Annotated in this window: 12 protein-coding genes and 1 pseudogene; 8 read left to right on the forward strand and 5 right to left on the reverse strand. The window is 38.8% G+C overall.

Annotation, left to right across the window (positions count from 1 at the left end):
- Positions 1 to 50 precede the first annotated feature (50 nt).
- Both AC27JR_RS06365 and AC27JR_RS06370 read right to left on the reverse strand, forming a co-directional pair.
- Positions 51 to 2,207, reverse strand: coding sequence for a TonB-dependent receptor family protein (locus tag AC27JR_RS06365; protein ID WP_487173102.1), 2,157 nt, complete (start codon positions 2,205 to 2,207; stop codon positions 51 to 53).
- 242 nt (positions 2,208 to 2,449) lie between these two features.
- Positions 2,450 to 3,307, reverse strand: coding sequence for a LysR family transcriptional regulator (locus AC27JR_RS06370; protein WP_487173103.1), 858 nt, complete (start codon positions 3,305 to 3,307; stop codon positions 2,450 to 2,452).
- Positions 3,308 to 3,433: 126 nt separating this feature from the next.
- On the opposite strand from AC27JR_RS06370, the gene AC27JR_RS06375 reads away from it, so the two are divergent.
- From AC27JR_RS06375 to AC27JR_RS06395, 5 genes are all read left to right on the forward strand, one after another.
- A complete protein-coding gene (locus AC27JR_RS06375; protein ID WP_487173104.1) occupies positions 3,434 to 4,033 on the forward strand; it encodes a hypothetical protein in 600 nt (199 codons plus the stop codon).
- Positions 4,034 to 4,151: 118 nt separating this feature from the next.
- Positions 4,152 to 5,234, forward strand: coding sequence for a glycine cleavage system aminomethyltransferase GcvT (gene gcvT, locus AC27JR_RS06380; protein WP_008112433.1), 1,083 nt, complete (start codon positions 4,152 to 4,154; stop codon positions 5,232 to 5,234).
- A gap of 76 nt (positions 5,235 to 5,310) precedes the next feature.
- Complete coding sequence (gene gcvH / locus AC27JR_RS06385; protein ID WP_008112430.1) at positions 5,311 to 5,700, forward strand: glycine cleavage system protein GcvH; 390 nt, start codon at positions 5,311 to 5,313, stop codon at positions 5,698 to 5,700.
- A 164-nt stretch (positions 5,701 to 5,864) separates the two neighbouring features.
- The gene (gene gcvP, locus AC27JR_RS06390) at positions 5,865 to 8,756 is read left to right on the forward strand and encodes an aminomethyl-transferring glycine dehydrogenase (protein WP_487173105.1); all 2,892 of its coding nucleotides are present in this window, start codon (positions 5,865 to 5,867) and stop codon (positions 8,754 to 8,756) included.
- A 1,273-nt stretch (positions 8,757 to 10,029) separates the two neighbouring features.
- A complete protein-coding gene (locus AC27JR_RS06395; protein WP_487173106.1) occupies positions 10,030 to 13,098 on the forward strand; it encodes a caspase family protein in 3,069 nt (1,022 codons plus the stop codon).
- A 176-nt stretch (positions 13,099 to 13,274) separates the two neighbouring features.
- Here AC27JR_RS06395 and AC27JR_RS06400 read toward each other — a convergent pair whose 3' ends face one another.
- Positions 13,275 to 14,633: a serine hydrolase domain-containing protein gene (locus AC27JR_RS06400; protein ID WP_487173107.1), complete on the reverse strand. Its 1,359-nt coding sequence runs from the start codon at positions 14,631 to 14,633 to the stop codon at positions 13,275 to 13,277.
- A gap of 188 nt (positions 14,634 to 14,821) precedes the next feature.
- Between AC27JR_RS06400 and AC27JR_RS06405 the strand changes: the two genes are divergently transcribed.
- Both AC27JR_RS06405 and AC27JR_RS06410 read left to right on the forward strand, forming a co-directional pair.
- Positions 14,822 to 15,094, forward strand: a complete 273-nt coding sequence (locus AC27JR_RS06405) for a hypothetical protein (protein WP_487173108.1) — start codon at positions 14,822 to 14,824, stop codon at positions 15,092 to 15,094.
- 95 nt (positions 15,095 to 15,189) lie between these two features.
- Positions 15,190 to 15,279, forward strand: a pseudogene (locus AC27JR_RS06410) (CPBP family glutamic-type intramembrane protease); the annotation flags it as partial.
- Positions 15,280 to 15,483: 204 nt separating this feature from the next.
- Here AC27JR_RS06410 and AC27JR_RS06415 read toward each other — a convergent pair.
- Positions 15,484 to 17,127, reverse strand: a complete 1,644-nt coding sequence (locus AC27JR_RS06415) for a methyl-accepting chemotaxis protein (protein WP_487173109.1) — start codon at positions 17,125 to 17,127, stop codon at positions 15,484 to 15,486.
- A gap of 368 nt (positions 17,128 to 17,495) precedes the next feature.
- Positions 17,496 to 17,846, reverse strand: a complete 351-nt coding sequence (locus AC27JR_RS06420) for a hypothetical protein (protein WP_487173110.1) — start codon at positions 17,844 to 17,846, stop codon at positions 17,496 to 17,498.
- A gap of 783 nt (positions 17,847 to 18,629) precedes the next feature.
- On the opposite strand from AC27JR_RS06420, the gene AC27JR_RS06425 reads away from it, so the two are divergent.
- Positions 18,630 to 19,508 (forward strand): delta-class carbonic anhydrase, encoded by an 879-nt coding sequence (locus AC27JR_RS06425; protein ID WP_487173111.1) that lies wholly within the window; start codon positions 18,630 to 18,632, stop codon positions 19,506 to 19,508.
- Positions 19,509 to 19,549 lie beyond the last annotated feature (41 nt).

A 19,549-nucleotide genomic window follows, 5' to 3' on the forward strand; every position in this document is an offset into this window, starting at 1 on the left:
GATTGATTTAATCAACCTCGGCTTTTTTGTACTTTTAAGTTATCGCTTTATTAAAAGCTGTAAGAGTAACCCATTTGTACTGAACGTGGCTTACCAGGTTGAATACCTCCATTTGCGCGGTTAGCAATGTAGGTTTTATCAAACAGGTTATCTACGCTTAGGTATACTTTTTGATTTTCATCAATTAGGTACTTAGCTGCTAAATCCCATACTACGCGGCTATCAATCGCATTTAAGCCTGAGTCAGAAAGATCAGCATGTGCATCCGACACGTAACGCATTTGGCTGTTAACAACAAAGTTATTCACTTCGGCACCAAATGATAAAGCAACTTGGTTCTCTGGTACGTAAGGCATTGCATCGCCTTTTTCTACTGAGCCCCAAATTTCCGAATCAAACGTGTTTTTAAATTCTGAATTGGTGTAGGTGTAAGTTAGCTTAACTGGGAACGCAACCGACGCAGTATTAAACGTACGACCAGCGCTAAATTCAAAGCCCGATACTTCTACTTCACCGTAGTTGTATTGGTCACCAATGTTGTCATCGCTACAACCTACCGCAGCAGTACAGTTACCGTGCATGTTGTCGTAATCTGAGAAGAACGCAATCACTTCACCGTTAAAGCCGCTTGCATTAAAACGAGAACCAAATTCAATATTGATGCTTTCTTCTTCGTCTTGGTCAGCATTGCCTGGCGCTGCGGGTGCATAGCCTTTTTGAATACCGGCAAGTAGCGTCACGTTATCGTTAAGTGTGTAAGTAGCGCCTAATGACGGCACTAAAATCTCAGTATCGTTTGAAATATCTTTCGTTAAGCCTTGGCTACGAGTTGGATCTGATTTCGCCCACTCTTCACGGGTAATAGTAATGTCTTCATAACGCAGACCTGCACTCACTACTAATGCATCCATTGTCCATTCGTCTTGAATAAATAGGGTGCTTGCTTTTGCGCTGTCTAAGCGATTGCTATTAGAGCCAGGTGCGCCTTGTGAGGTAAGAGTCATGCTTAAATCTTGATTAAGCGTATATTTGTCTTCCCACTGGAAACGATCCATTTCGTCTTCGTGGTAACGTACGCCAACCGTAATGTAGTGATCGCCCGCTGGAATGTGTAATTCAGATTGCACACCTTTAGCTTGGTAGTCGCGGTTATTAGCTTTAACACCGATGTTTTCGATACCCTCACCCGTTGGGTTTGCTTCAAATTCACTGTATTGCTCAAGGTAGCTTTTGCTTACTTTACTGGCTTTGTACCAGTTACGGTGGAAGTCATTTAGATAAGCGGTTGCTAAAAATTCGTAACCTTCACCAAAGCGATATGCATAGTTTACTTGGTATGCATTGTGACGAGTGTTCATCTCATCGTTTTGCGATACCGCGTAACGACGGTTAGGATTTTGTTGGTAATCGGCATCAGTTAAGCCCATGTACGTTTCGTCTGATGTTTCTTCAGAGTACTTAGCTTTAAACTCAATGTTGTGGGCATCGTTTTCACCAAAGGTATGGCCAAACTTTACCAATACATCATTCTTTTCAAAACCAGTGTTGTCATCGCCTACTGGTAGTTCTTTAAAGCCATCAGCGCCGTAAGAAAACACTTCAATTAAGCCTGCTGTGTTATTTTTTTCTTTAGCGAAGTAAGCGTGACCTTTGTAGTAACCATCACTACCAAGTGCCGCGTCAACCATACCCATAGAGCTATTTGCTTCTGTTGGTAAGCTGCGAGAAAGTAAATTTAATACACCACCCGTGGTGCGCGGGCCATATTTAACAGAGGCAGCACCTTTTAATACTTCAATAGACTCCATACGACCCATAGTTGGGAAGTAATAAGCCGATGGTGCAGAGTAAGGAGCCGGTGCAACTAAAACACCGTCTTCCATCACTGAAATTTTATCGTTACGGCCAGTACCTGTGCCACGCATACCAATGTTTGGGCGCAGGCCGTAGCCATCTTCTTCTTGCACGTATACACCAGGTACAGATGCTAAAACACGAGAAATATCGGTAAATTCGAATTTTTGCAATTCTTCATCAGAGATAAATGTAGCAGACCCTGGAATATCGTTAATTGCTGCTTGTGAGCCAATAACGGTAATTTGCTCAAAATTGCGTTCAACGCCGCCGGCATCTTTTGCCATTGCTGTAGCACTTAAAGACAGCGCTACGGCTGCAGTTAATGAAGAAACTAAAAATTTGTGTGACATTGGTTACCCTAAAAATAGTTCAACTACTGGAATTGGCGTAATTTAAACATGTTAACGAATGAGAATCAATATTATTTAGTTTTACTTTTGTTTACAATCGCCGTAAAAATGCGCTGTTTTTATAACATTTTTTACTAAGTGTTTAGCTTAGCTTTATAAAACCAACATAATGTACGGCTGGTGGCGGTTAATTTAACCTGAACGTTGCTTGAGATAGATTTATTATCCAGACTTCAGATTAGTTAAGGAGTGGGGTAACCTAAGCGCAGCTTAATAAATTCGGCGAGTTTAAATACCGCGTTTTCAGGTTCGCTGGCGGTTTTTACTAAACTAATACCTATGCTACCAAGCGCAGGTAAATGTTTAGTGTGTAAGTGATAGGCTAAATCGTTAGGTACGGTACTTTTTGCGAGCACTGTTATGCCTAGGCCTTCTTTTAATGCGGCAATTAAACCGGTTAAATCGGCATTACTATACACAATTCGGTATTTAATACCTGCCTTTTCAAGTGCTTGAGTTGCTCTGCGGCGATAAATACAGCCCTCAGGGGCGGTTACTAAGGTGACCGTTTCATTTTGCGCCAGTGATAGGTCGCCCACCCACACTAATTGGTCTTGAATAAAAATAGGGAACTTTTCTGAGTCAAGTTGCTCGTTAAGCGCTAACACTAAATCAAATTGATCTTGGCGCTCATCAGAGAGTAAGTGTTTACTTAAACGTGATTTTACTTCAAGTGATACCTCAGGGTAGAGCGCCACAAAATCGCCAATAATGGAGGGCAAAATACGCGCTGCAAATTCGCTAGGGATCCCCAAGCGTACTTTACCGGTAACACTTTCTGAGGTGAACAACTGCAAAATGGCATCGTTATGCTGCACCATTTGCTTTGCCATAGGCAGTAATAACTCACCATATTGGTTGAGCACTTGTCGTTGCCCCTGCTTTTTAAATAATTTATAGCCGAGTAAATCTTCTAAACGTTTTACTTGCAAGCTCACCGCAGGTTGCGAAAGGCCAAGTAAATCGCCTGCTTTGGCAAATCCACCAACCTCAACCACCATAACAAAAGTTCGTAAACTGTCGGTTGAAATGTTTTTCATATTTAAAATTACTATTTATATGGCTATATATATAAGTATTATTTATCAATTGATAAGTAATTACAATTTGTTGTTGTAAGGCTTGCGCAATATACTTTTGCTATTAAAGATTGATAGGTATTTGTTATGACCTTTAACCCGATTATGTTTGCCCGCCATAGCAACGCTAACAGCGCGGTTATTAATGCCTTACAAGCCGATAGCAATCACGTTGTTATTGACTTTAGTGGTAGTGAAGCATCGGTATTTTTAAGTGCTATTTTAGGTCATGACCTCACCAAACTTACCGCTAGTGGCTTTGGCTTTAAAGGCACACTGGATGGCGATTTAAATTCTGATTTTAGCTACGCCGTTTATTACTTTAGCGAAACCGCCTTTCGATTTGTGCTTCCAGTTAATGCCAGCCTGCAATTACAAGCGCTCATTAACGAGCAACAGCTTAGATACGATATCGACTTTGTGGTACGCACCGATTTAGCAACCTTTACTTTAAAAGGCGACAATGCATTTGATACCTTAGTAGAGGCATTTAAACTAACCCCAGGGTTACGCCTTGCTGATGCGCAGCTTTGCTATGGCGCGCAAAGTGATGATGTGTTTGTTACTGCAGTAGATCAAAATAACGAACAGCAGTTTATTGTTATTGCTAAAACGGCCACCCTTGATAAGTGGCAACAGTATATGCAGCAACAGGGCTTTAGTGTTACCAACACTCAAGCAGCCTAACGGGTAAAAGTTAAAGATTACAATTTGGTAGGCTTATTAATGGCTACCATGTTATTCCCCCTCATTTAATTGAGGCCACGCCCACACACATGGGTTAATTTAAAAGTGAAGGAATATTATGACTTCTAAAACAGTATTACATGCAAAGCACCTTGAAGCCGGCGCAAAAATGGTTGATTTTCATGGCTGGGAAATGCCAATTAACTACGGCTCACAAATAGAAGAGCACAACGCCGTGCGTAACGATGCGGGTATGTTCGACGTATCACACATGACCATTGTTGATATACAAGGTGAGCAAGCACAAGCGTTTTTACGCAAGTTAGTGGCTAATGATGTTGCTAAGTTAACTGTACCAGGTAAAGCGCTTTACACTGGCATGCTTAACGAGCAAGGCGGCGTAATCGACGACTTAATTATTTACTACTTTAGCGAAACATTTTATCGCTTAGTGGTTAACTCAGCGACCCGTGAAAAAGATTTAGCACATTTAGCTAAAGTGTCGAGCGATTTTGCTGTAACGGTTACTGAGCGCCCAGAATACGCCATGATTGCGGTTCAAGGCCCTAATGCACGTGCTAAAACAGCCCAGGTATTAAACGCAGACCAGCAAGCTGCAGTAGAAGGCATGAAGCCATTTTTTGGTGTTCAAGCCGGTGATTTATTTATTGCTACAACAGGTTATACTGGCGAAGACGGTTACGAAATTGTAGTACCAAACGAGCAAGCCGCCGATTTATGGCAGCAATTGCTTGATGCCGGTGTAGCGCCTGCGGGCTTAGGCGCGCGTGATACATTGCGTTTAGAAGCCGGTATGAACCTTTACGGCCTAGATATGGACGAAAGCGTATCACCACTGGCTGCTAACATGGCATGGACTATTGCATGGGAACCAGAAGATCGTGACTTTATTGGTCGTGATGTTTTGGTAAAACAGCGTGCAGAAAAAAGCACTCACAAGCAAGTAGGTCTTATTCTTGAAGAAAAAGGCGTACTACGCAGTGGTTCTAAAGTAATTGTTGATGGTGGTGAAGGTGTTATTACATCTGGCACATTCTCACCAACATTGGGCTATAGTGTTGCATTAGCACGTGTACCGCGTTCAACCGGCGACACGGCTCAAGTAGAAATGCGTAAAAAATTAGTTAACGTAAAAGTAGTTAAATCGGGCTTTGTACGTAACGGTAAATCAATAATCTAAATAATTTGGTTATACCAATAAATAAGTTAGCCTTATTCATTGGTATTCTCCCAATCTAAACCAAAGGATGAAAAAAATGAGCAATATCCCTAGCGAGTTAAAATACGCACCTTCACACGAGTGGGTTCGTAACGAAGGCGACGGCACTTACACTGTTGGTATTTCTGAGCATGCGCAAGAACTACTTGGCGACATGGTATTTGTTGAATTACCAGAAGTAGGCGACGAAGTAGATGCAGGCGAAGATTGTGCAGTAGCAGAGTCAGTAAAGGCTGCATCAGACATTTACGCGCCAATTAGCGGTGAAATTGTTGCTATTAACGAAGAGCTAGAAGATGCGCCTGAAACAGTAAACAACGACGCATACGGCGACGGTTGGTTATTCCGCATTAAAGCGTCAGAAGAGTCTGAGTTAGATAACTTATTAGACGCTGAAGGTTACGCGCATACAATTGACGAAGACTAATCGTTAATTAATAAAAGCCCCTCTATGTTAAAACATTGGGGCTTTTATGATTAAAGCGCTTATTTTTCCATACAAAGTGAGCCGCTAAATCATACATATTTTTATTATTGCTAGTTACCCATTAGTAATAATCACATTTTTTTGGATCATAGGAATCTGGACACATGTCAAACGCCAAATCTCTTGAACAATTAGAGCAAAAGCAAGATTTTATTCGCCGCCATATTGGGCCAAGCCCAGCGCAAGTAAACAACATGCTTAGCGCTCTTGAAGTATCGAGCGTTGAAGAGCTGATCGGTCAAACTGTACCTGCTGGTATTCGTCTTGAGCAAGGTCTTAATATCGGCGAAAGCCGCACCGAAGTTGAAACACTAAGCTACTTAAAATCAGTAGCAAGCAAAAATAAAGTGTTCAAATCGTATATTGGCCAAGGCTACCACCCAACTCACGTACCGCACGTAATTTTACGTAACGTACTTGAAAATCCGGGTTGGTATACAGCGTACACACCGTATCAGCCAGAGATTGCACAAGGGCGTTTAGAGTCACTATTAAATTTCCAGACTATGACCCTAGATATTACCGGCCTAGATTTAGCAAGTGCCTCACTGCTTGACGAATCAACCGCTGCAGCCGAGGCTATGGGCCTGGCAAAACGTGTATCTAAAGCTAAAAAAGCCAATGCGTTCTTTATTGCCGACGACGTACACACGCAAACCATTGACGTAGTGAGCACCCGTGCAGAGCAATTTGGTTTTGAAATTATTGTAGGTAAAGCCGCCGATGCTGTGAACCACGATATTTTTGGTGCGTTATTCCAATACCCATCAACATCAGGCGAAATTGTTGACATAACAGACCTAATAGCTGGCGTACAAAGCAAAAAAGCGATTGCCTGTGTAGCTGCCGACATTATGAGCTTATTACTATTAAAAGCACCGGGTAAATTAGGCGCCGACGTAGTACTTGGTTCAGCGCAGCGTTTTGGCGTACCTATGGGTTACGGCGGTCCACATGCTGCATTTTTTGCAACACGTGATGCGTACAAACGTTCATTACCAGGTCGTATTATTGGTGTATCAAAAGACCGTTTAGGTAACGATGCATTACGTATGGCAATGCAAACCCGTGAGCAACATATTCGCCGCGACAAAGCCAATTCAAACATTTGTACTGCGCAAGTATTGCTAGCGAACATGGCGGCGTTTTACGCGGTATACCATGGCCCGCAAGGCTTAAAAACCATTGCACAACGCATTCACCGTTTTGCTGATATTTTAGCAACCGGCTTAAAAGCAAAAGGTGTGGCACTTAAACACACTACTTGGTTTGACACATTAACGGTAGTTGATGAAAACAAAGCCGACGTGATTGCGCGTGCTGTGGCTAAAGGCGTTAACTTTGCTGCTAACCATGCGGGTGAATACTCAATTTCAGTATCAGAAACCACAACCCGTGCAGACGTTGCTGAGTTATTTGATATTATTTTAGGCGAAGGCCATGGCCTAAGCGTAGATGCGATTGCTGCTGATGTTGAAGCAAATGGCAGCGAGTCTATTCCTGCAAGCCTAGTGCGTGATGATGAAATACTAACGCATCCAAACTTTAACAGCTACCACAGCGAAACAGACATGCTTCGCTATATTAAGCGCCTTGAAAACAAAGATTTAGCGCTTAATCATTCTATGATCTCGTTAGGTTCATGTACTATGAAGCTAAACGCGACCGCTGAAATGATCCCAATTACATGGCCTGAATTTGCAAACCTTCACCCATTCTGCCCGCTAGACCAAGCAGAAGGTTACCAAGTAATGATTAACGAACTACACGATTGGCTAGTTAACATTACCGGTTACGACGCGGTTTCATTGCAACCAAATTCAGGTGCACAAGGTGAATACGCAGGCCTTATCGCCATTCGTAAATACCACGAGTCACGAGGGGATGCGCACCGTAACGTATGTTTAATCCCAAGTTCTGCGCACGGTACTAACCCAGCATCGGCACAAATGGCCAGCATGAAAATTGTGGTTGTTAACTGTGATAAGAACGGTAATATCGATATGGAAGACCTAAAAGCAAAAGCTGAAGAAGTCTCTGAAAACCTATCATGTGCCATGGTAACGTACCCATCTACCCACGGTGTATACGAAGAAACAATTCGTGAGTTATGTGAAATTGTTCACCAGCACGGTGGCCAAGTTTACATGGATGGCGCAAACATGAACGCCCAAGTAGGTGTTACTAGCCCAGGCTTTATTGGCTCAGACGTATCGCACTTAAACTTACACAAAACCTTCTGTATTCCACACGGCGGCGGTGGCCCAGGTGTTGGCCCAATTGGTGTTAAATCGCACCTTGCGCCATTTATGCCAAACCACAGCGTAATTAACGTACCAGGTACTAATGAAGGAAATGGTGCAGTATCGGCAGCGCCTTACGGCTCTGCAGCTATTTTACCTATTTCATGGGCTTACATTGCCATGATGGGCTCTGAGGGCTTAAAACAAGCGACAGAAATGGCGATTGTAAATGCTAACTACCTAAGCAATGAGCTGAGCAAGCACTTCCCAATTTTATACCGTGGCCGTAATAATCGCGTTGCTCACGAATGTATTATTGACCTACGCCCATTAAAAGAAGCCTCAGGCATTACTGAAATGGACGTTGCTAAGCGCTTACAAGATTATGGTTTTCACTCACCAACGATGTCGTTCCCAGTAGCGGGCACATTAATGATTGAGCCAACTGAATCTGAGTCTAAGGGCGAGATTGACCGTTTTATCGAAGCGATGGTATCGATTAAAGGTGAAATTGATAAAATCATTTCTGGTGAATGGTCTATCGAAAACAACCCATTGGTATTTGCACCGCACACACAAGCTGATGTGTTAGGTAATGAATGGGACCGCGCGTATGACCGTTTTTACGCTGCCTTCCCAGTACCAGCAGTAGCTAAAGACAAGTTCTGGCCAACGGTTACGCGTATCGATGACGTATATGGCGACCGTAATTTAGTATGTGCATGTCCTCCGATTGAGACATACCGCGACTAATTTTTGAACTTTAATGGGTAGTAAGTTCCACTGTAGAGTGGGATTTATCGAAATTATAAAAGCCGTTGCAGCAATGCAGCGGCTTTTTTGTGTGTGGTGATTCGCCATAAATTATATGGGGTAGGTTGGGTAGAGTGAAACGAAACCCAACGATTCTCCAATATCATTACCATCCCCCAAACACGTAAATATGCATTGTTTGTAGGTCGTCCTTTAGGACGAAAAAAGCGAGAAAAAGAATTTCACCACAGAGATCACAGAGGCGCTTCGCTACACAGAGGTTAAGTATTGTTGTTGGAGTCGGCTTTAGCCGTGAATGGTTTGTAGGTTGGGTAGAGTGCAACGAAACCCAACGATTCTCCAATATCATTACCACCTCCCAAGCACGTAAATATGTATTGTTTGTAGGTCGCTCTTTAGGGCGATAAGTGAATTTCACCACAGGGAACTCAGAGGCGCTTCGCGCTGCACCGAGGTTAAAGGTATTTCTGTAGGAGCCAAGCTTGCTGGCGTGCGTGGTTTGTAGGTTGGGCTTTAGCCCAAAAAGTTGTATCAACTTGGCTGATGGTTTTTATTGCTAACTTTTGTCTGGATAAATCCGTGACCTAAATTAGAAACCTTATTCAAGGTTTTGTCGCGCTGACGACGGCAGCCAAAGAGGGGCTGCCGCTGACCCCTCTCTGGACTCTCCTAGCGCCACCCGAGCATCACGCTATTTCCTTCAAATAATTAATTGATGTGAACGTAAATGGCGAAGATAGGCCATCCATGGCCTAGTTTCGCCTTATCGCGCATCCATGCGCGATATTACTCTCAATTGCTTATTTTCAGGGCGTGATGACGGGGAATGGTGTTAACCATGGAATTGATGTTTGGTCTTGGCAAGAAATAAGACCTGACCCTCGCATTTTCGTGTTTTGAAGAAGTTAACGAGTTAGAAAGGGGAAAGGAGCCATCAGCTTTCAGATTAAAAAAAGAGCATAAAGCTTTAAGCTATAAGTTTTAAATTAGATTGTGCCTGTATATTGCTATGGCTAACCCCGATATAGTGAAATTTATTTCGCGCGAAGGAGTTAGGCTGAAGTAAAAAAATGATCCTACAAATTTTTAACGGTTTAGTGAAAATAAATTAACGAACTAGTAAGTTACTTTGCATTCAATTAAAGTGTTACATGAACTAATAACTAAAAATGATTAGAACGTTTCATTTCATCTTGATTCTTGAAATATCTTTCTGCTCAAAGTTAAACAGGTATGTTAACAAGGATAAATCATGACTAATAAAGTTTTTTTAATTGGTATTAATGAATATGCACATCAAGAAAATTTGGCAAGCTGCGTCAAGGATATAGATGATTTTAAAATTGCATTGATAGATAAATTTCAATTTTTACCTGAAGGTTTCTATGAACTAAAAAATGAAAAGGCAACTTCAAAGAATATTCAGGATGCTTTGAGAGGCTATGCCAAACAATTGGAAACTGAGGATAATTTAGTCATTTATTTTTCTGGTCATGGAGAGTATGAAGAAGAATATGATAGAGGGTTTTGGGTTCCTTATGAAGCAGAAAACTATACACAATTCATTGCTAATACAACACTACTAGAATTATTAAGTGCTATCAAATGTAAGCATATGTTTCTTATTTCTGATAGTTGTTTTTCTAACTCAATTTTCAGAATAGGTAAAACAAAAAAGGCTACAGAATATTTTGAGAAAAGTTCGAGATGGGCTTTGAGTTCTGCTTTTCATGAAGCTAAAGATGCGGATTCAGAATCTAATACTTTATTTGCGGAAGCTATATTAGATTGTTTAGAAAATACTACAACAGATTTGAGAGTTTCCGGTCTAATAGAGAGTGTTAAAGAAAGGTTTGCAAAGAATGAATTTCAAGCACCTCAAGGTGCACCGCTTTATATACATGAACATCATGGTGGAGAATTTATTTTCAAAATAGAAGATCATCATGATTCAAGAAATTTAAAAGGTTATGTAGACTTTAAGAAAATATTACAGTTTTACAAAAGAAACTCTATATTTAGTGAAGTTTCGACATATGAAGATAAAAGTTTAAAAGTTGGTTATCAACTTTTTAAAGAAACAGATTCAGTAGTAAAATTTGATACCTATTATTTGTATTTGTATGAAGGAATAAATCAAACTCAGACGATCGGCAATCTAAAAGAAAAACATCCTCAGATATTTAATGATAATACCGTTATATTTATACCAATAGAAAAAGATCAAAAGAAAATAGAGAGAAGAAAAAGTAATATTAGTGAAAAATTTAAACCATTAAACCTATTCTATATTGATGAGTTTTTAAGGGAGCATTGCACTCCGGCTGTCATTCAAGATGATGATGATAAGTATCTAAATATTAATAATTTTATTTTGCCTATTTTAAGTTTTGATAATAGAAAACTAAGCGTTGATGGGTATTTTAAAGAGTGGTATGACGAAAGTGATAATCCTATTTTGGTGATAAAAGGTGGTGGTGGTATAGGGAAAACAACATTAGCTTATTATTTTGCTGATAAATTGATGAAGTTTACTCCTTCTAACTATGTTTTATTTATAGACTCCATCCTGATTAAAGATAGTTTGTTAAAAAATAAAAATAGGGGGAAGTTGAGTCTATATAATTTTTATGAAGCTCTTTTCGATATTACTGATAATATTCATGATAAATTATCAGAGGAACTGTTTTATTTAAATGTTGACGCAGGAAATATCCTGATAATTATTGATGGTCTTGATGAAATTATATCTAAAATCCCAGGTTTTGATACTGAAGATTTTTTGAATTCTATTAATAGGTCTTCCAATGAGTTAGCCAATGGAAAAGTAATCATAACTTGCAGGAACTTTTTTTGGGATGATGAAAGCTTTGAGAATGACAACTTTTTCACTTTTGAATTAGAGCCTTTTAATGAAGCTCAAAGTGAAGAATTTTTTAGAAAAAGTTTTGATGGTGATGCCAATAAAATATCTCAATCTATCAAGTTAGCGGCTGGCTTTCGATTCCCTGATTCTATTGATGAGAATATATACCATCCATATGTTCTAGATATTATCCGCTCCATAGTGGATAGTGATGCAGATGTAAAAGATATTGAATTAGGAGAATTAAAGTCGGATTACTTATCTAAAAACATTAACAATGATTATATTACATACAGGGTTTGTGATAGAGAAACTAAAAGGGTTGGTCAAATCCCTGTAGATGACCAAGTTAAGTTTTTTATTTATCTAGCTGTAAATAAGCGCGGAACGCTAAAAAGTGAAGATTTTCACCATGAATTATGTGCATCCCTAGATAGGAATGTTGATAGAACTTTAAGTTTGGCATTTAAGTCGCATCCCTTTCTTAATTGTCATAGTAATGTTATTTCATTTAAGTATGACTTTTTGTTGGATTTGTTTAAAAGTATTTATATATATAGATATTTTAATTTTGAAGGTGACATTGATACTCTAGGTGATGATTTTATTAGTTTGATTTCTGAAAGTTGCTGGTATGGTTCTCCAATGTGTTCAGATATATCTAAAAGAATAGATACTTGGGATGAGGGTAATATATTGCTTATTTCAGACTATATTGATCAAGTTAGGAAAAGGGATATATCAAAAAGGAGAGAAAATAAAGCTATATCTAACTTGTTTAACTTATCTTTAATGGTTAACCATAGGTATTACCCAAATGATATTGAGCATAATACTATATTGATGAAGAAAGTATTTGAAGATAAAGTCGGAGAAATTTACGATATGAGAATAATAGATCTCAACTTTGAGACTGTTAAATTCGATTTTTCTGGTTTGAATGTAGTTGATAGCCTTATCGATAACTTTGGAAGTTTCTGGAGTTGTAATTTTGATGTTTATACAAAGTTTATCAAAACAGAGTTTCTTAATTTGAATGCGAAAATTAGAAACTCATGTTTAGCAGAAGATAATTTCATTGATTGCACTTTCGATTCTAGTTTATCTTTGACATTGGATGCAATTAATAGTAGTAAAAAAAGTAAGTCAATTACACTTAAGGCATTTATTCATGATTTTTTCCATTTGTTTGTTAGCAATGGAAGATTAGGTCGGCAGTGGGAACACAAAATAATTTCACCTCGCTTTCGGGGTATCAATAAATTAAACCTTCCTTATAAAAAGGTGATCGATATTCTTAAAAGAAGTGGCCTCTTAGAAATAACAGAAGAACTCGGTAAAAATAAGTTTTCTATTCATCAAAGTTATAAAGGTGATGTTAATAGTTACTTGAAAGATGGAACTTTGTCAGATCCTATAGCTAACGTATTGAAAAATTTAAGTCGCTTAACTTAACCTTTGGGTCACCCATTAGAAAGTTCCGGTCAAGCAGGCAGCTGTGTTTTCTTGATCTTTTTATTAAAAAAACCAAGTGTTGTTATTTTTAAACTCAATTTAAAAACTAAAGGGGTCAAATCTTGACTTCAGACATTAAAAATAGATAAATCAGAATAGGTGTCATTATAATTATCTTAAATTTTAATTGCCTCAGTCGGTGTGGTTGATAACCCACTAAAATATTTCATTATTAATTTTCCTTGGCTGTTTTTTTCAATGACTAAATAGTTATTTGAATTAGGGTAGTAAAAACTATTTTTAGACATGGGGATTAGCTTTATTTTATTTCCACCTGTGCGCTGAGAATATAAAACGTCATTTTCATAAATTAGGCTGCGAGAAGTCTTTTTATTAATACGGTAGTCGCCTAAAACGGGTGATAGTTGCTTTGCTGTTACATTTACGCTTTTAAATTTTGGTAGCTCTATACCTAGTATTTTAGCTGTGAGTTTTTCGTTTATAAAAATAGGGTTTATATGGTTTGAATTAGCGAGTACGGCTACGTATAGTTTTTGCTCGGGTATATAGCGTGCATGTGCTAAAAAGCCATTTATTCCCCCGGTGTGCTTAATTACCGTATAGTCATTAAAAGGCTTAATAATGAGGCCGTAACCGTAAGATGAAAAGCTGCCATCGTTGAGTTTAAAAGGGCTGACCATCTTCTCATAACTTGCTTTACTAATAAGCTTGCCAGACGATAATGCACTAAACCAAATGTTTAAGTCAGTTGGAGTTGATATAAGCGCCCCTGCGGCATAGGGCCAATCCATATTAATATAACTTGTGTTTATAAAGCCTTGCTCTGTTTGTTCATATCCAGCTGCGCGGTGAGGAACAAGCTCTTGCCCTTCGTAGCTACTTTGTGTCATCCCCAGTTTTTTAAAAATATTTTGTTCAACGAACTCTTTATAAGATTGCCCACTTGCTACTTCAACTATTTTGCCAAGTAGTGAATAACCTGTATTTGAATAAGCCATTGCTTCGCCTGGTTTAAAAACCATAGGGTGTTTGGCAAAACGCGCTAGCGTGTCGTCAACGCTTGCAGGTACTTGTATTTCTTTATCGAATAGGTCGTCGTCATCGGTATAATTTGCTATTCCCGATGTGTGGGTCAGTAAGTTTTCTATTGTGACGAGGTTACCCTCAGTAGGAAAGCTTGGAACATACTTATGAATATCGTCAGAGGTTAATAATTTACCTTGCTCTTGCAGCATCATAATTGCAGCAGCGGTAAACTGTTTTGAAATAGAGCCTAACCTTAAAACACTTTGATTGGTAAGTGGAATGTTGTGTTCAAGGTTGGCAAGCCCTCGGGCTCCTTTAAAAACAGTTTTTCCATTTTTACTTATTATCACCGACACACCTGGCTCACTGGCTGAAAGGGTATCATTAAGGATTTGCTGATACTGTAAAGCTGTAGGCTCTGCTTTTGCTAGGTTGGGTATTAATAGAGTAAGAGCTAATAAGCAGCTTGTGTAAAATGGCTTAATCATGTTCATCCTTTAATTTTTATATTAAGTTCGCTAATGAGTAGGCGTTCCTTGCGCTTTATAGTGAGTTAATATTGCACAGCTAAAAAGTAAACACAATTAATGACGTTTTTAAGTGCTTAGTACTGATTAATAAGTACAATAGTTAAATTTATTTGTTTTGATTTTATATTTACAAGGAAGTTGTTTATATGAGTGATGTAACGCCATTTTTATATATTGCTGTTTTGGCTTTTTATTTTTTACACAAAAACGAAGAAGGTAAAATTCTAGTACCGATCGTTGCTTTTGCAGCAATACCGTTATTTAGTAATGATTACTGGCTGTGGTTTAAGGTAAGTATAGGGCTGAGCATCTATGTTTTAATGGTAGAAAAAGCTAAGGCCGGATATACAGGAGGTGGAGCCGTTTCAGCATTTGCTGCATTTTTTATAGGGGGGTTATATAGTCAGTATTGTTATTAATACAGTTATATCTGTAATGGCTAATGGAATTTTTTAACTATGTACCCATAAAAACCAAATGGTCACCCATTAGAAGGTTACGGTCAAGTCGGCGTGTTTATCTTTGGCTAAGAGAGCGTACAGGGAGTTTAGTGTTTCCTATTTCAGCCCATAATAGTGTTAACTTTGTTGGGCAGCTAATCTAATTAAAAGTTTAATTTAAGAGAGGGAAAACCTTGTGTAAGTTTTTACCTCTTCACCGGCAGCAGTCAAAAGGGCTCGCTTGCAGGTGACCACAAGTCATTCATGCCTGCAATTTGAGCTCCTTTGTTACCTATGCTTTTAGTGGTTTGTACTGCTAAATTAGCTTTCGAACACTACTCAGCTTGAAAGCATGAGAAGCCCAGTACTTACACTTTAAACTGTTGTACCAGTTTTAATAAGTTATTGCCTAGTATTGCCATTTCGTTACTTGCTGTTGATGTTTGCTCAGTTGCAGCTGATGATTGCTCTGTCACTTGTTTAATATTAACAACGTTGCGGCTGATCTCATCTGCGACCACGGCTTGTTGTTCAGCGGCTGAGGCTATTTGCGCGTTCATATCATTAATTGCGCTGCTGTAGTCATTGATTGTTCGCAGGGTTTCACCTGTTTTACTCACTTTTTCAACAACTAAGTCTGTTTGTTGTTGGCTTTTGGTCATTACCTCAATGGCGGTTAATATTCCGGATTGAAACTTATCGATCATTTGTTCTATGTTGGCGGCCGACTCTTTAGTTCGTTGTGCTAAGGTTCTTACTTCATCAGCAACTACTGCAAAACCTCGGCCTTGCTCACCCGCTCTAGCGGCTTCAATGGCGGCATTTAATGCCAATAAGTTTGTTTGTTCAGATACGCCTTTAATAACATCTAATATGGTACTTATATTTTCGCTGTCGGCTTGTAGCTTTTCAATTGCAGAGGCGGATTGATTAATTTCTTTAGTAAGGTTATCAACCGCGTGAACTGTTTCGTTCACCATGCTTTCACCGGCTTTAGCATTATTATTTGAATCACTTGCTGAACTGGCGGCATTTTCTGCGCTATTTGCAACGTCTTGAATTGTTGCATTCATTTGTGTCATGGCGGTGGCAACTTGTTGCGTTTCATCATGCAGCTTTTTAACTGCTGCACTGGTGGTGTTACTAACTATTGAAAGCTCTTCGGAAGTTGATGCAACCTGAGTGGTTTCAGATGCCACTGAAGTTATTGTGGTGCGAATTTTAGCAACAAATTTATTAAATGCGCGGGCAACGTCGCCGGTTTCATCTTTTGATGAATCGTCGACTGTTACGGTTAAATCACCTTCGCCATCGGCAATATCGTTCATTCTATGTGAAAGGCTATTGAGTGCGCCGGTAATTCTCGAAGAGATAAAAATTGCAATAACAATACCTGCGATTAAGCCTACAAGGGTAATTACAAGCATTAAGCTATACGCTGAGGTGTGCCGTGCTTGAGCTTCTAACTCGTCATTTGTCATATCTTGTTCGATTGCATTTACTAAATTAGCCATTTGAGAAATGGCTAAATCGTTTAGCCTCCGGCCTTCATTTTTAGATAAAGCTATTGCTTTGTCGTTTAAATTAGCTCTTGCTAAGTCACGGATTTGAAGGTTTACCTCAATATATTCATCCCATGTCGCGGCAAATTCATCGAGTAAACGTTTGCCGTTGTCATTGACTAAATTGCGAAGAGTGGCACGTCGCTCTAGCATTTCATCTCGTGTTTGAGCTATGAAGTCGGCGTATTCATCCATGGCTGCTTTTGAGTCTGCCAAAATTATATTTTTTTCAGCTCGAGATACAGCTAAAGCCCCCTGATTGACTCTGGCTGCGAGTTTTACTTTTTCAGCTGAAACATTAATTATTTTACTCATTTGGTCATTCATCATGGAGAGGTTATATATACCGATCCCAGCAGTAACAATTAACATAATGATAATTAAACTAAAACTTGCTAATAATTTTGCTTTAATTGAAGTGAAACCAATTTGATTTAAATGTGAGGACATTTTTAAATTCCTTTTGGCAGTCTATTTATCGACTTGTATCTTTGAAAAATAACAGGCTCGTTGTAGCACCACTAATTAATAAAGAGTAGAACAAAAACTTAATAAATAAAGGTTGGTTTTTAATCAGGTTAATAGTGTTATTTTTGATAGGCGAGAGAGTTATGAACTTTATTTATTATAATTCCCCGACTTTAATGATTAATATTTTATAAATTAAAGTGTGATTTTTTGGGTTGTTTTTTTATTAAATAGTTAGGTTTTCAAGACTACTTTTTAAATTATCACCGCTTAGGGCTAAACAGTGATAATTGAGAATGAAAAGTCAGCCAGCGAGTAAGGAATTGAGCTGACTTGACTGTATTTAACGTTTACTCTGCGGCATGGGGTAAAACAAATGAGAGTGTGGCTAAATGCTCGGTTTTATCAAATACATTTAAATTCGTGCTTTTTTCGTCGTAGATTGCGGCTATTACGTTTAAGCATTGGTTATGCAGTGGCAATGTGACTAAGCCGTCACCACTATTAATTATTGGCTCTTGATCTGGGTCGTTTACTAACTTATTGATTACTTTGGCGCCTTGAACAGCTTTGCTATTAAAAGTTATGCGGTAGCTGACCATTGCACCTTTTTTATCTAAAAATGCGTTACCCATAGGTAAAATTTGTAATTGCTGATTTTTAAGTGCAGGCACTTCAGCAAGCGGGCCACGTAAATGCACAGCGTACTTTTTAGTATGTTCGCTTTATAGTGCATCAGGGATTGCATCTCGACCTTTAGTAAACCACTTACCCTTCTTTTTTACTCCAAAAGCCATTATCGAGCATGCCTGTAACCGCATAAACGGTTTTATCGCTTAGTAGCATTACAGTGTTTAAATCTTGTGCGCATTCGCCATATATAAAAGCCAGTTGTGATAAGCGCTCTGCAAACCATATTGCATGAGCTTATGCTTTTATATTGTGATTGTTCGATATTGATGTGACTAATACCATGTAGGTGAGAGTTAGTGTTTTTGTTTTTTCTCTAAATTATAATTTAATAACTTTGTAATATTTATAGCGTGTAGGGTGGCTCTTTTTATTCTATTTGACCCCTTTTGGCCTTAATTGCTTATTTTCAGGGCGTGATGAGGAGGGAGGTAAACGTGAGATTAAAGCTTGGCTTTAGCAAGTAGCAAGCTCTAAACCGATAGACCTTAAAATACAGAATTTGTTTATATTACATACTATTTTTAATCTAATTTTAATCTTCCCGCAAAGTCTTTTTTAGATATTTTCAATAACATACCTATCCATAGCCCAATTTATATTTGTGGGGCAGTTAGTTTTATAACGGATTGAGTAAATATCATAGTAATGGTTGCATGCCCTCGCTATCACACTTTTATTACGGTGCTATCAGCTAAGTTTGAGTGTGGCGAGTAATAAAGCAATGCATTGGAATAATGAATTTAAATTTACTGCCTCACATTCATTGTTCAAGTTATACATAAGGAATGAAAATGAAAGCCACCAATACGAAAAAGCTGATTTTTTGCAACAGTACCTATGCTGTTGCTTTGTCTGCAATGGTTTTAACAACAGGTACAGTTTATGCCAAATCTGTCGCTGACAGTGTTATTGCTGAACAACGAGAGATGTTACAAAAAAATACTGAGGGTAAGGGGTTTGGCCCGCAGTCGCCTCGCGATATTGATCAAGACTATGGCACTAATTTACGTAATTTTGCTGAAGCGCCTAATCGCAGTAATCTAAATTTATGTAATATCCATTTCCATAAAAACGCTGAACACAAAGGGGGGGAATTTACCACTTATGCTGGAAATGGTGACGGCAAAGGTACTAATACCGGTTACGTTTATAATGGAAAGTTAACTGCTGCACAGTTAGCACCTGTTAAAGCAAAAATATGCGCTGCCAAGGGCAATTCACTTCAGGTTGGTGACACACTTGAGGTACATTTTGTGTATTCTTCAGCGCAAGTTAAACCTGCACCAACGCTTGGTGCATGCTTAACTGAAAGCACAATGAATCCAAGTCTTAGAGTTGAAGGGCAGGTTATTGTGTTAGCAAACGATAAGTATGCACTGGATTTTGATGATCTCACGGACATTGAGCAAGTTAATGGCTATTACCAAGCGCCAAATATACCTATTAATACGGGAGTAGCAGTTGAGTACTTAGGTTCAACAACCGGACCTGGATATAATGAAAAAGCATCACCATTACAAGTTAGCTGGAGTGTTAGACCCCAAGTTGCTGTTGTTGATATTAACAGTGTGGGTAAATGGTGTGATGATAATGAATTTAATGAAGACCATGCTCATGGTGTACGTAATTTGGTTCAAAATCCTAAATTACTTTCACCAATTGTTAAGTGATCAAGCTATTGCAAAGCACGAGCTAACAATTGTTAGTTCGC

It is taken from the genome of Pseudoalteromonas sp. NH0006-26, from assembly GCF_057552415.1.

Coding starts and splice junctions, on each gene's coding strand:
- AC27JR_RS06365 (WP_487173102.1), bottom strand. CDS start 2,207: ATGTCACACAAATTTTTAGTTTCTTCATTAACTGCAGCCGTAGCGCTG.
- AC27JR_RS06370 (WP_487173103.1), bottom strand. CDS start 3,307: ATGAAAAACATTTCAACCGACAGTTTACGAACTTTTGTTATGGTGGTT.
- AC27JR_RS06375 (WP_487173104.1), top strand. CDS start 3,434: ATGACCTTTAACCCGATTATGTTTGCCCGCCATAGCAACGCTAACAGC.
- gcvT (WP_008112433.1), top strand. CDS start 4,152: ATGACTTCTAAAACAGTATTACATGCAAAGCACCTTGAAGCCGGCGCA.
- gcvH (WP_008112430.1), top strand. CDS start 5,311: ATGAGCAATATCCCTAGCGAGTTAAAATACGCACCTTCACACGAGTGG.
- gcvP (WP_487173105.1), top strand. CDS start 5,865: ATGTCAAACGCCAAATCTCTTGAACAATTAGAGCAAAAGCAAGATTTT.
- AC27JR_RS06395 (WP_487173106.1), top strand. CDS start 10,030: ATGACTAATAAAGTTTTTTTAATTGGTATTAATGAATATGCACATCAA.
- AC27JR_RS06400 (WP_487173107.1), bottom strand. CDS start 14,633: ATGATTAAGCCATTTTACACAAGCTGCTTATTAGCTCTTACTCTATTA.
- AC27JR_RS06405 (WP_487173108.1), top strand. CDS start 14,822: ATGAGTGATGTAACGCCATTTTTATATATTGCTGTTTTGGCTTTTTAT.
- AC27JR_RS06415 (WP_487173109.1), bottom strand. CDS start 17,127: ATGTCCTCACATTTAAATCAAATTGGTTTCACTTCAATTAAAGCAAAA.
- AC27JR_RS06425 (WP_487173111.1), top strand. CDS start 18,630: ATGAAAGCCACCAATACGAAAAAGCTGATTTTTTGCAACAGTACCTAT.